At 69.2% G+C, this 12,416-nt stretch carries 12 protein-coding genes; 4 read left to right on the top strand and 8 right to left on the bottom strand.

All coding sequences use genetic code 11. From position 1 onward, the window contains the following. Nucleotide 1: 1 nt before the first annotated feature. From COC42_RS10420 to COC42_RS10405, 4 genes are all read right to left on the bottom strand, one after another. On the bottom strand, nt 2-769 hold the full coding sequence (locus COC42_RS10420) for a TIM barrel protein (protein WP_096343292.1): 768 nt from the start codon (nt 767-769) through the stop codon (nt 2-4). Between the two features lie 60 nt (nt 770-829). Further along, complete coding sequence (locus COC42_RS10415) at nt 830-3,127, bottom strand: TonB-dependent receptor (RefSeq protein ID WP_096343291.1); 2,298 nt, start codon at nt 3,125-3,127, stop codon at nt 830-832. Between the two features lie 83 nt (nt 3,128-3,210). Further along, a complete protein-coding gene (locus tag COC42_RS10410) occupies nt 3,211-3,768 on the bottom strand; it encodes an NADPH-dependent FMN reductase (protein ID WP_096343290.1) in 558 nt (185 codons plus the stop codon). Continuing rightward, nucleotides 3,768-4,883, bottom strand: a complete 1,116-nt coding sequence (locus COC42_RS10405; protein ID WP_096343289.1) for an LLM class flavin-dependent oxidoreductase — start codon at nt 4,881-4,883, stop codon at nt 3,768-3,770. Before COC42_RS10405 ends, COC42_RS10410 begins: the two co-directional genes overlap by 1 nt. A 98-nt stretch (nt 4,884-4,981) precedes the next feature. On the opposite strand from COC42_RS10405, the gene COC42_RS10400 reads away from it, so the two are divergent. Beyond that, nucleotides 4,982-5,659, top strand: coding sequence for a TetR/AcrR family transcriptional regulator (locus tag COC42_RS10400; protein WP_096343288.1), 678 nt, complete (start codon nt 4,982-4,984; stop codon nt 5,657-5,659). 3 nt (nt 5,660-5,662) lie between these two features. Here the strand turns inward: COC42_RS10400 and COC42_RS10395 are convergent, their stop codons facing one another. Together COC42_RS10395 and COC42_RS10390 are read right to left on the bottom strand one after the other, a co-directional pair. Continuing rightward, nucleotides 5,663-6,553, bottom strand: a complete 891-nt coding sequence (locus tag COC42_RS10395; RefSeq protein ID WP_096343287.1) for an alpha/beta hydrolase — start codon at nt 6,551-6,553, stop codon at nt 5,663-5,665. Then, entirely contained in the window at nt 6,550-7,773 is a 1,224-nt protein-coding gene (locus tag COC42_RS10390; protein ID WP_096343286.1) for an MFS transporter, read from the bottom strand. The genes COC42_RS10395 and COC42_RS10390 overlap by 4 nt, the downstream gene beginning before the upstream one ends. A gap of 103 nt (nt 7,774-7,876) precedes the next feature. Between COC42_RS10390 and COC42_RS10385 the strand changes: the two genes are divergently transcribed. After that, the gene (locus COC42_RS10385) at nt 7,877-9,304 is read left to right on the top strand and encodes an MFS transporter (RefSeq protein WP_141395831.1); all 1,428 of its coding nucleotides are present in this window, start codon (nt 7,877-7,879) and stop codon (nt 9,302-9,304) included. On the opposite strand, the gene murI is transcribed toward COC42_RS10385, so the two are convergent. Beyond that, the gene (gene murI, locus COC42_RS10380; protein WP_096343284.1) at nt 9,301-10,098 is read right to left on the bottom strand and encodes a glutamate racemase; all 798 of its coding nucleotides are present in this window, start codon (nt 10,096-10,098) and stop codon (nt 9,301-9,303) included. The two genes, COC42_RS10385 and murI, sit on opposite strands and share 4 nt — an antisense overlap. A 123-nt stretch (nt 10,099-10,221) precedes the next feature. Here murI and plsY point away from each other — a divergent pair, with 123 nt between their 5' ends. Further along, the gene (gene plsY, locus COC42_RS10375; protein WP_096344131.1) at nt 10,222-10,830 is read left to right on the top strand and encodes a glycerol-3-phosphate 1-O-acyltransferase PlsY; all 609 of its coding nucleotides are present in this window, start codon (nt 10,222-10,224) and stop codon (nt 10,828-10,830) included. Beyond that, nucleotides 10,823-11,905 carry a DNA-processing protein DprA gene (gene dprA, locus COC42_RS10370; protein WP_096343283.1) on the top strand — a complete coding sequence of 361 codons (1,083 nt, stop codon included), beginning with the start codon at nt 10,823-10,825 and terminating at the stop codon, nt 11,903-11,905. Before plsY ends, dprA begins: the two co-directional genes overlap by 8 nt. A gap of 16 nt (nt 11,906-11,921) precedes the next feature. Here dprA and COC42_RS10365 read toward each other — a convergent pair whose 3' ends face one another. Further along, complete coding sequence (locus tag COC42_RS10365; RefSeq protein ID WP_245844213.1) at nt 11,922-12,356, bottom strand: hemerythrin domain-containing protein; 435 nt, start codon at nt 12,354-12,356, stop codon at nt 11,922-11,924. Between the last annotated feature and the right edge of the window lie 60 nt (nt 12,357-12,416).

The following is a 12,416-nucleotide window of genomic DNA, read 5'->3' as shown; positions in this document are numbered from 1 at the left end:
GTCAGAGGCCGAGCGCATCGCGTGTCTGGGCGAGCGACGCCTCGGCGGGCAGCGTCGGCCGGTATTCGAGGCCGATCGCGCGCTCGTACCCCAGCGCACGCAGGTCGGCGACGATCGCGGCGAAGTCGAGGTCGCCTGTCCCCGGCTCGTTGCGGCCGGGCAGGTCGGCCACCTGGACATGCTCGACCAGATGGATGCGGCCGGCGAGCACCGCCTTCATGTCCTCGCCCATCACGCGGCTGTGATAGACGTCGTAGAGGAGGCGGAGGCGCGGGCTGCCCACCGCCTCGATCAGGTCGAGGCCGAGCGTCGTCGAGACGAGGTACATGCCCGGATGGTCGATCCGGTCGTTGAGCGGCTCGAGCACCAGCGTCACGCCGGCAGCCTCGGCCAGATCGGCGGCGGCGCGCAGGGCCTTCACCGCCTCGGCGAAATGTTCGTTGGGGCTCACGCCCTCCCGATTGAAGCCCGAGGCGACGATCAGCGGCGGAGACCCCACCTTTTGCGCTGCGGCGAGCGTGTCGCGGACCGCGCCCAGAAACTCTTCATGCTGCGCCGGATCGACGATCGAGCGGCGCGGGTCGACGCAGAACCCGGTGAGGGTGACGCCGGTTTCGGCCAGCGCTTCGGCCACGCCCGCCATGTCCTTGTCGCGCCAGAGATGGAACTCGGCATGGTCGAGCCCGGCCGCGTGTGCAGCGCGGATGCGGTCGCCCAGCCCCTCGTTCCCCTCAGCGAACTGCCATTCGATGCACGCAGAAAGCTTCACGCAATCACTCCCAGAAGAAAAGCGGGGCGCCGCGAGGATGAGCGGCGCCCCAGTACGGGATCAGTAGTCGACGGTTAGGCGGACGCCGTAGGTACGCGGCGCGCCGAAGCTCCAGTTGTAGATGTCGTCGGGGCCCGCCGCCACGAAAGTACCGAACGCCAGCGGCTGCGCGTCCTCGAGATTGCGGACGAACGCCTGGATGCTGAATTTCTCGCTGGTCGGGCGATAGATCAGCGTCAGGTCGGTCTGGCTGAAACCGCGCTGGCGGCTGTCATTATAGTTGAAGATGTCGAGGAAATAGTCGCTCTTGAACCGCGAGAAGGCGCTCGCGGTCAGCGTGCCGGCGCTGCCCAGGTCGAAGACATGGTCGTAGCCCAGGGTGATGATGACATCGGGGCTCTGCGGCAGCTTGTTGCCGGCCAGGTTGGGTTGAGTAACCGTGGCGGGATTGTTGTCGAGATCGCCGACCGACGTGGCGGCACAGCCCACGCAGAACACCGTGTAGGCGGCAAGCAGGTCGTCATACTTGGCATTCAGATAGTTGAAGGTCGCGCTGAAGGTGTCGTTCCGCGACAGCTTGAAATTGCCCTCGACCTCAATGCCCCAGATCGTCGCCTTGCCGGCGTTGAAGATCTGGCCGCCGACCGCCGGGTTGAGCAGCACCGACGCCTGCAGATCCTTGTAGTCGTAATAGAAGGCCGAGGTGTTGATCTGGTGCGGTCCGATTCCGAACTTGCCGCCGACTTCATAGGCAGTGTTGCTCTCCGGGTCGTAGGACCCGACGCTGTCGAACCCACCCGCCTTGTAGCCGGTCGAGACCTTGCCGTAGATCAGCGTGTCTTGGTTGGGCTTGTAGTTGAGGCCCGCCAGCCACGTCACCTTCTCACCCTTCGCCTCGGGCGTCAGGACCGAAGGGGCGGGCCGCACGGTCGTCTGGTCGACTCGGCCCGAGTTGAAGACGAAGCCGTAATTGCCGAACACGCCCGTCCGGTCGTCGCTGGTGTAGCGGATGCCGCCCACCGCGGTCAGCTGCTCGGTGATCGGCACATCGACCTGGCCGAACGCGGCATAGCTCTTGATCTCGCTGTCGCGGGTGAAGAAGTTGATGAAGCTGCCGTTGGGTCCGATGAAGCGGTTGAACAGGCCGCGGACATTGTCGAGCTTCTCCTGGAAGTAGAAGCCGCCGACCTGCCACTGGAAACCGCCCGCCGGGTTGTTGCCGTTCAGCCGGATCTCGTGGCTCTGCGTCTCGACATTGTTGCCGAACTCTAGGAACTCGTAAGCCGGGGGCAGCGACTGCTGCGTCGCCTGCGCACTGTCGCGATAGCCGCCGGTATAGGTGAAGGTCGCCGCGCCGAAGTCGTACTGGAGCCGGCCACGGATCGCGGTCGATTCGATGTGGTTGGGGCTGAGGCCCGACAGCGGCGCATCATAGGTCTTGCGGTCGATCGTCTGAAGATAGCTGGTGCCCGTCGGGATGCACTGCGTCCCCGGCGTCAGCGGCGCGACTTCCGTCCAGCCGATGCCCGAACAGCCCGCGCCCGGCGCACGGCCGCCCTGATTGACGTTAACCGCGGCGAAGGCGGGGATGATGTTGTCGATCTCGACATATTCGCCGACCAGGTCGACCGTCAGCCCCGATACCGGCGTCAGGCGAAGGCTGGCACGGCCGCCCTTGGTCCCGGCCGATCCGCTGCGCGCGTCGATGTTGGGATGATAGAAATAGCCGTCACGGTCGGTATAGATGCCCGACAGGCGCAGCCCGCCGAAGTCGCCGAACGGCACATCGACGCCGCCCTCGACGGTGAAGGCGTTGTAGTTGCCATAGCTGGCATTCAGGTTGACGCCGAAGTCCTTGCCCGGCTTGCGCGTGATGAAGTTGATCGCGCCGCCCGTCGCGTTGCGGCCGTAGAGCGTGCCTTGCGGGCCGCGCAGCACCTCGACCCGGTCGAGGTCGAACAGCGAGACGTTGAGGATGTTCGGGCGGTTCAGATATTCGCCGTCGATGTTGATGGCGATCGACTGGTCCTGCGCCTCGTCGTTCGAATTGGTGCCGACGCCGCGGACCGCGACGCGGGTATATTGTGAATCCTGGGTGATCTGGAGAACGGGGGCAATCCGCTCGACCTCGCGGAAGTCGGTGACGCCGGCCTGGGCGATCGCCTCCGCGCCCACCACGTCGATCGCGATCGGCACGTCCTCGACACGTTCGGCGCGGTTCTGCGCGGTGACGATGATCTCCTCGGCGGCCGGCGAGTCGGCCGGGGCAGGCGGGACGTCCTGCGCCAGCGCGGGCGTCGCCACCGCCATCAGGCCGCACCCTGCGAGCAGGACGCACTTCTTCGAGAATCGAGCCATGTAACCCTCCCCTAACTGCGCCGATTCGAATGGGCCGGCGCTTAGTTAATAGAATTATTGTTCTAGTTCGTTTTGTTTTGCTGTCAAGCGCCGGGGCGCACACCTTGCGTCAGCTGGTCGGCCATCGCCTCGACAGCGGCGGAGATGCCGGGGTCGGCCAGCGCGCCTTGAGCGTCAAAAGGCTGTTGTTCGATACTGTTGACCGCCAGCCCGATCGGCGTCGGCCAGCCGCGCATCGCGTGCACGATGCCGCGCAGCGCCGCGAGCGTGACGCCGCCCGCCTGCCATCCCGCCGCCGACACGATCAGCCCGACGGGCCGCCCGTCGAAATAGGGCCGCGAATCGACGCGCAGGTCCTCGAGCAGGTCGATCGCGTTCTTGACGAGCCCCGAGACGCCGCCGTGATAGCCGGGCGAGGCGATGACGAGCGCGTTGCAGCTGCGCACCGCCTCGACCAGCTCGGCCTCGGCCGGCGAGCGGTCGGGCGCTCCGGGATCGAAATGCGGCAGCCGGGCGAGATGCGGGCCGTCGAACATCCGCACCTCCGCGCCCCGCCGCCCGCACGCGGCGAGCACCGCCCGCGCGAGCCGCTCGCTCGACGAGCCGGCACGCAGCGTGCCGCCGATGCCGACGACCCGCATCAGGCGGCGACCGGCGACTTGGCGAGCGCGGGCATCACTTTTTGCGACAGCAGGTCGAGCGTCTGGTCAGCCAGCCGCAGCCGCTCCTCGGTCAGTGGCCCGGTCGTCGTCCCGCACAGGATGTTGCCGATGCCGAGGTCGCGGTAGGGCTCGAGATGCTCGATCACCGTCTCGGGCGAGCCGTAAAGGCACCAGGTACCGATCCAGTCGTCGGTCAGCGCATTGGGCGTGCGATCCGTCTTCTTATTGGCGTCGTCGCTCTCGGCGCGGGCATTGAACTCGGCCTCGCGTTCGATCGCGTCCTGATAGGCGCGCAGGATGACCTCCAGCTCCTCACGCGCCTGGTCGTCGCTCTCGGCGACATGGACGCACTGATAGGTGTGCGTCGTCCAATCGAGCGCCGCCGTGACCGCCTCGTCCGAATGGCCGGCGGCAGTGAGCGCATCGTGGTAGGCGTCGAAATACTTCTTCACATGGACGAACGGCTCGGTCCCGCCGATCTTCGGCGGGGTGAAGGCGGGAATGAACGCCGGCCACGCATTGTCGGCCGCGCGGCGCATGCTCGCCTCCTTCATGGCGACCGGCATCAGCCGCGCGTGGCGCGGCGTGTAGTTCGCCGGCGCGATGCGCTGCAGCACGCGGCCCTGGTGCGGGCCGTTATCGATGACGATCGCGGGATCCTCCATCGCCTTCGACCAAAGCGCCTCGGCGAGCTCGAGGTTCTTCTCGGCGACGGCGCCCGCGTCCTTATAGTTGACGCCGAAGCCGATCATCTCCTCGGGCGTAGTGCCCGAGCCGATCCCGACCAGCAGCTTGCCGTCGGTCAGCTGGTCGAGGATGTTGATCCGCTCGACAAAGCGTACCGGATGGTGGAGCGGCACCGACACCACCGAAAAGCCGAAATGCATGTGCGGGAGCTTGGCGGCGAGATACGCCGCGAAGACGAAGCTGTCGCTGGCCACCGGCATGTACCCGTTAAAGTGATGGTCGGGCATGAAAATCGCCGAGAAACCCTGATCGGCAGCCTTCACGGCATGACGCTCGAGGTCGCGCATCAGCTGGCGATCCTCCTCGGGTCGCATGGTGCGCGCGTTGAGGAAAACAGAGAAACGCATGGCCAGACCCTCCCAGGCTCATCCGCTCGAATCAAAACAAAGGTCGGCAGATGAATTAGAATTGACGTTCTGTTTTTATTTGTTTCAACGTCGCGGGCATGTCAACCGCCAATTCCAGCCTTGCCGCCACCGCCCAGCTTGCCGCGGGCGCCGTCTCCAGACAGCCGCGCCAGGGGCGCAGCCGCGAATCGTTCGAGCGGATGCTGGCTGCGACGCGCGAGCTGATGCTCGAACGCGCGAGCGAGGAGTTCACGCTGCAGGACGTGAGCGAGCGCGGGGCGGTCTCGATCGGCTCGATCTATCTGCGCTTCGAGAGCAAGGACAATCTGATCCACGCCGTCATCGCCGAGGCGCTGACCGAGATCATATCGAGCGAATCGGCGATGCTGGCCGAGGTTGCGGACCAGTCAAAGTCGCTGGCCGAGTTCGTGCCCCGCTATGTCGAGCGCTACTCACAGCTGCTGGCCGAGCACGCGCCGATGCTGCGCCTCGTCATGCAGCGCGCCTCGTTCGATCCGGCGGTGTCGGGGCCGGGCAAGGCGACCGCCGCCCAGTCAGCCCGGACGGCGGTCGAGGCGATGCTGCACTTCCGCGACGAGATGCCTGCCGCCGATCCCGCGGCAAAGGCGCTCGCCGCCTTTCACATCATCTTCGCGACGATGGCGCGGCACCTCAGCCTCGGCTCGACCGCGGAGGGCGCCGACCAGACGGCGTTCGGCGCGCTGCGCGTCGAGCTGGCCGAAATGGTGCTGGCGTACCTGCGCACCTCGCGCTGAACGTCAGCGGGCGGGCTTCAGGAATCCGCGGGCGCCGAGCCAGCGGTAGAACGCCTCGATCCACCCCTCGCTTGCGGTGCCCGGCTTGCCGAGGCCGAACCCGTGGCCGCCATCGGCGAGCAGGTGGAACTCGATCGACTTGCCCGCCGCGCGATAGCTGTCGACCAGGCCGAACCCGCCCGCCTGGCCGAGCAGGGAATCGTCGGCGGCGATCGTCACGAACATCGGCGGAGCGTTGGCGGGGACGTCCATCGGCTTCATGTTGGGATAGATGGGCGCGGCGAAGGCGGGCGCGTCCGCTCCGCCCTTCGCCACGACGCTGCGCGTCAGGAACCCGCCCGCCGAGAACCCCATGAAGCCGACACGGGCGGGGTCAATGCCGTAACGTCCCGCCTGCACGCGGACGTGACGAAGCGCGGCGAGGCCGTCGGCCAGCGCCTCGGGCGGGGTGTCGTCGGGCGGCGCGATGCCGGTTCGCTCGCCGCGCATCGCCCGCGCGAGGCTGTCCTGCCAGACCGCCGGGTCGCGCGGGGTCGGCAGAACGCGGTATTTGAGCACGAACGCGGCGACCCCGTGATTGGCGAGCCAGCGCGCGACCCTCCACCCCTCGTCCTCGATCGCGAGGCCGAGGAAGCCGCCGCCTGGCGCGACGATCACCGCCGCGCCGCTGCCGGGGCCGACCGGCAGCACCGGCGTCAGCGTCGGTCGCGTGATGTTGCGCACATCGACGCCGCCGTCGCGCAGCATCCACTGCTCGCGGTCGGGGCCCCCGGGGTCGCCCAGCACGACCTCGCCCGGCTGCGGACGGGCATGAGTCGGGACCATCGTGCGCGGGACCTGCGCAGCCGCGGGGGTCCCCGCGACCAGCAACGTAAGGATCAGCGCTGTCCTCATGCCGTCGCAACGGCATGTACGCGGTCCGCCCGCCGGCCAAGCAGCGCGAAGGCGACAACCGCCCCCACGACACCCAGCACCCCCGCGACCAGGAACGCGCCCTGCATCGTGCCGGTCACGCGCGAGATGAGGTTGACGATCAGCGGCGAACTGAACTGGCCGAAGAAGAAGCAGGCGGTCCATACGCCCATGCCGCGCCCGCGATGCGCGAAGGGCAGCCTCGACTGCGCCCAGGCGATCAGCGACGGGATCGCCATGCCGGCGCCCGTCTGCTGCACCACCATCCCCGCGATCATCCAGCGCCAGTCGGCGGCGAGGCCGATGATCGCAAGGCCGCCGCCAAGGATCGCGAGGAAGGTCGCGATCTGCACCCGCGACGACAGCCCGCGTTTGCCCATCCACCAGAAGATCGCCGCGCCGACGAGGATGAACAGCGTCGGCAGCGCGCTGATCTGGCCGATCGCATGCGGGTCGGCGACGCCCAGCTCCTTCCAGACAAGACCGCCGTTGATGATGAAGACATAATAGAGCGCCGAGGCGAACAGCGTCAGCGCGCCGATCGAAATGACGGTCGGCCAGGGAAAGCGCGAGCCCGACCGATCCTCGTCCATCCCCAGCCTTCGCCGCGCCGTGAGATCACTCGCCGGCTCGAACATCCAGCGCAGCATCGCCAGGAAGATCGGAAAGGCGACGAGATAAAGAAGGAAGATGCCGTTCCACCGCCACGCGGCGAGGCTGCCGGCGAAGAAGATCATGACCGAGGAGAGCGCGGGGCCGACCAGCCCCTGCAGCGTCAGCCAGTTGCGCCGCCCGTCCTCCGCCCAATAGTCGGCGATCAGCGTGTTGAGCGTCGTCAGGATCACCGCCTCGGCGACGCCGAGCGCAAGCCGCGAGGCATAGATCGCGTCGAGCGATTCGAGGAGGAACGGGAGCGCGCCGAAGAACCCGTAGATCAGCGTCGCGGCGAGCAGCAGCCGCCGCCGCCCGAACCGGTCCACCAGGACGCCTGCGAACAGTGCGACGATCGCGATCGTCAGGCCGGGCGCCGACACCATCGCCGGCACCTTCCAGCTCGCATCGGGGTCGCTCGCGAAATGCTGGATCATCGCCGGCACCGCCGGGAACATCGACACGATGGCGAGGATCGGCAGGAAGCCGGCGACAATCACCGTCAGCCCCTGCGCCGGCCCGGCCCGCTTTGCGCCCGTCTCGCTCGTCACTTGCCTCTCCCCACGCGCCGTTTCGCCGCTGATGCTTGACGCTTAGCGCGTCCACGTCAATAATAGAAGGCATATTCTATTTCAGCGGAAGGGGAGCCGCCCTGTGTCGACCATCGAAGCCGCGCCGGTATCGGCCGGGCGCAGCGACTGGCGGCGCACGCTCGCCTTCGCCACCGTCCTTGCCGCCTTCGTACTCGAGGTCGCCGATGCGACGATCGTCAACACCGCGTTGCCGCAGATCCGCCGCGGGCTGGGGGCGGGCGACATCGCGATGCAGTGGATCGCCGCAGCCTATTTCCTGGGGCTCGGCTCGCTCCTCTTGATCGGCGGTCGGCTGGGCGACATCTTCGGCTATCGGCGGATGTTCGGCATCGGCATCGCCGCGTTCGTCGCCGCCTCTTGCCTGTGCGGCCTGTCGCGCACCCCCGACGAGCTCGTCGCCGCGCGCCTGATCCAAGGGGCAGCGGGCGCGATGATGGCACCGCAGGTGATGGCGATCGTCCAGCTCCTCTATAGCCCGCTCGAGCGCGTCGCGCGGCTCGCCTGGTTCGGCGTGCTCGGTGGGCTTGCGGCGATCCTCGGGCCGGTGGCGGGCGGGCTGCTGATCGATGCCGATGTGATGGGGCTCGGCTGGCGCGCGATCTTCCTCGTCAATGTGCCGATCGGCGCGGCTGCCCTCCTCGCGGCATGGCGCTTCGTGCCGTCGCTCAAGTCTGAAGCCACCATTCGTATCGACATCGTCGGTGCGGCAATCTTCATGGCGGGTTTCGCCGCCCTGCTCGCCGCGCTGATCGAGGGGCCGGAGCGCGGCTGGCCGCCGCTCACCATCGCGGCGCTCGCGGCGGGGGCGGCGCTGGTCGCCGGGGGCTGGTTCCATGCCAAAGCGCGCGAGGCGAAGCTCGGCTCGGCGGTGATCGCCACCGCTTTGTTCAGGCTGCCGACCTTCTTCTGGGGCCTCGTCGCGGTGCTCGCCTTTTCGGCGGCGTCGGCGGGGTTCCTCCTCATTTTCGCGGTCGCATTGCAGCAGGGGCTGGGATTCAGCGCGCTCGACACCGCACTCGCGCACATACCCTTCGGGCTCGGGGTAATGGCGGGGATCAGCGTGATCGGCCGGCGCTGGCTGCCGAGGCTCGGGCGAAAGCTCCTCGTCGCGGGGGCGATGGTGCTGGCGACGGCGGGGTTCGCGGTGCTCACGCGCGTCGCGGGGGGTCAGGCCGGCGACGCCGCGACGATCACCCTGCTGGCGGTCGCGGGGCTAGGCATGGGCATGCTCGCCGGGCCATTACCGCCCGTGATCGTCGCCGACGTCGACCGGGCACAGGCGGGGGCGGCCTCGGCCACGCTCAAGACTGCGCAGCAAATCGGCGGCGCGGCGGGCGTGGCGTTGATCGGCGCGGCCTACTTCACGGCGGGTGATGGCGCGAGCGCCCGGCTGGCGGGACTTTACCCGGGCGGCGCGGCGTTCGTGGGCCTGCTCGGGCTGGCGATGCTCGCGGCGCTCCGACTGCCGGCCGTCATCTTCAAGCGCTAGAGCGCCTCGATCGTCTCGAGCCCATAGCGCGCCAGTGCCGGCGCCAGCGCCCGCGCATGTTCGTCGAGCCGGGTGAAGATCGCCCGCCCCGGCACCGGCGCGTCGGGCCAGCCCTGCCCCTCCGTCAGGAACGCGATCCGGCGCGCGATTCCCGGCCCGCCATCGACGAAGGTCAGCGGGCGCGGCGCGACCGCCGCCAGTCGGTCGGCAACCAGCGGAAAGTGGGTGCAGGCATTGACGACGACGTCGATCACCTCGCCCCCCGGCTGCCCCAGCAGTCCCGCCAGCACTTCAGCATAGGCGGCGTCAGGCTGCCGCTCGCCCGCCAGCTCGGCCTCCGCCAGCGCGACCAGCGCCGCCGATCCGTGGCGCACGACAGTGCAGTCGGCGGCGAAGCGCCGGGCAAGATCGTCGACATAGGGCTGGCGCACCGTCGCCTCGGTCCCGAGCACGCCGATCGCGCGGGTGACGCTCATCCCGGCGGCAGGCTTGATCGCCGGCACCGTGCCGACCACGGGCAGATCGAGCCCATCGCGCACCGCCGCCAGCGCGATCGTCGAGGCGGTATTGCAAGCGATGACCACCAGCCGCGGCCGCACCCGCTCGACCAGTCGGCCAAGCAGCGCCGGCACGCGCGCAGCGATCTCCACCTCGGTCTTGGTCCCATAGGGAAAGCCGGCATTGTCCGCGGCATAGACGATCGGCGCGGTCGGCAGCAGGGCGCGCGTTGGCGCGAGGACCGACAGGCCGCCCACCCCCGAATCGAAGAACAGGATCGGCCGCGCGTCGCTCATCGCGGCGGCGCTTAGCGTTCGGTCCGCAAGCGGACAACCGCCGCGCAACCGAGCATCGCTGATCGAGATCGTTGCGCGACCGTGCCCCCCTGCCCTAAAGCCCGTGGCAATGGGGTGCCGATCATGACCACCGAGATCATCTGGCTGCCGCCCGTCGCGGCGCTCCTGATCGGCTATCTTCTCGGCAGCATCCCGTTCGGCGTGATCCTGACGCGGGCAGCGGGCGCGGGCGACCTGCGCCAGATCGGCTCGGGCAATATCGGCGCGACCAACGTGCTGCGTACCGGGCGCAAGGGGCTGGCGGCGGCAACCCTGCTGCTCGACGCGCTGAAGGGCGCAGCGGCGGTTTGGATCGTCGTGGCGGTCTGGCCCGGTCTGGCGCCGGTTGCGGGCGCGGCGGCGTTCCTCGGCCATTGCTATCCCGTCTGGCTGCGCTTTCGCGGCGGCAAGGGGGTGGCGACGCTGATGGGCATCGCCCTTGCGCTCAGCCCGCCGGTCGGCGCGGTCTATGCCGTCGTCTGGCTCGGCCTGCTGGCGCTCGTGCGCATCTCCTCGGTCGCGGGGATGAGCGCGGCGATCAGCGCGCCGGTCGCGGCGGCATGGTTCGGGCGGTTCGACATCGTCCTCGTCCTGCTCGCGCTCGCGCTCATCGTCCTGTGGAAGCACCGCGAGAATATCGACCGGCTGGCGAGCGGGACCGAGCCGCGCATCGGCAGCGGCAAGCGTGGATGATCCCGAGCGCCGCGCGCGGCTCCGGCTCGCGCGCACGCACCGCGTCGGGCCCGTCGGCTATGCACAGCTCCTCGCCCGGTTCGGCACCGCCGCCGCCGCGTTGGAGGCGTTGCCGATGCTCGCCGCGCGAGGCGCCGGCAGGCCGATCGAACCCGCCGACCCGCGCCGCATCGACGAAGAGGTGCGCCGCGTGGCGAAGGCCGGCGCGCGCCATTGCCTAACCGGCGACCCCGACTATCCCGCGCTGCTGGCCGAGGCCGATGGCGCGCCGCCGGTGCTGATCGTCCGCGGCGACCTGTCGCTGCTCACGCGGCCAAGCGCGGCGATGGTGGGCGCGCGCAACGCCTCGGCCGCCGCCTGCCGCTTCGCACGCGGCCTGGCTCAGGAACTGGGACAGGCGGGCGTGACGATCGTCTCGGGCCTGGCGCGCGGGATCGACACTGCCGCGCATCAGGGCTCGATCGGCAGCGGGACGGTGGGGGTCATCGCGAGCGGGATCGACATCGCCTTTCCGCCCGAGAATGAGGGGCTGCAGGCGCGGATCGGCGAGGAAGGCCTGCTGATCGCCGAGCAGCCGCCGGGCACCCAGCCGCTCGCGCGCTTCTTCCCCCAGCGCAACCGCATCATCGCGGGCGCCGCGCAAGGGACCGTGGTGGTTGAGGCGGCGCCGCGATCGGGCTCGCTCATCACCGCGCGACTGGCTGCAGAGGCGGGGCGCGAGGTGATGGCGGTGCCCGGCAGCCCGCTCGACCCGCGCGCGCAGGGTTGCAATTCGCTGATCCGCGAGGGCGCGACGCTGATCCAGACCGCCGCCGATGTCCTCGAACAGCTCCGCCCAATCGACCTGCGCGCGCTGCGCTCGCCGGTGCAGGGTTGGGGCGCCTCGCCGCCCGAGGACGCCAGCGACCGCGAGCGCGCCGCGATCACCGGCCTGCTCGGCCCGGTGCCGGTCGCGATCGACGAGCTGATCCGCCAGTCCGGACTCGCCCCCGCGATCGTCCAGACGGTGTTGCTCGAGCTCGAACTGGCGGGACGGCTGGAGCGCCATGCCGGCGCACGGGTGAGCCTCGCGTGACGCGGTCCGATCGCGCCTATCCCCTCAGCGCCATCTGCCCCGTCGCGAGTGCCGCGGGATAGAGGAGGTCGTCCTCCTCGCGAATGCGGTCGTGAAGGCGCGCGATCAGCACGGCCGACGCCGAGGCGAAGCCGTTGTGATCGGCGGCGATGCGCGGCGTCGTCCAGTGCCCGATCAGCGCGATCCAGTCGTCCGCCAGCGTCTCGTAGCGCTGCCGGGCTGCCTCTGCCGCCCACCGCGTCGCGCCGTCGCGCGCGGTCATGAGGCGCGGGTGGACCTCGCGGTCTTCGGTGGCGAGGTGATCGACCAGTGCGTCGGCCAGTTCGTCGAGTGCGTCGCGGACCTCGACCGGATCGCTGTCGATCGTGGCCGCCGTCAGCCGCGCGGCGCGCGCCGCGATCTCGGCATGTTCGCCGATCAGCCGCGCATAGGACGCGATCGGAGGCAACATCGCAGTCACGCTCGCGACCCTGCCCCGAGTCGGGTTAACGGCCTGTGATTGCTGCCTCCG

Origin of the sequence: Sphingomonas spermidinifaciens (assembly GCF_002351485.1) — a bacterium.
Classification (GTDB): domain Bacteria; phylum Pseudomonadota; class Alphaproteobacteria; order Sphingomonadales; family Sphingomonadaceae; genus Sphingomonas; species Sphingomonas spermidinifaciens.
The sequence above is the reverse complement of the archived record's forward strand: the minus strand, read 5'-3'. Positions and strand labels throughout refer to the sequence as shown.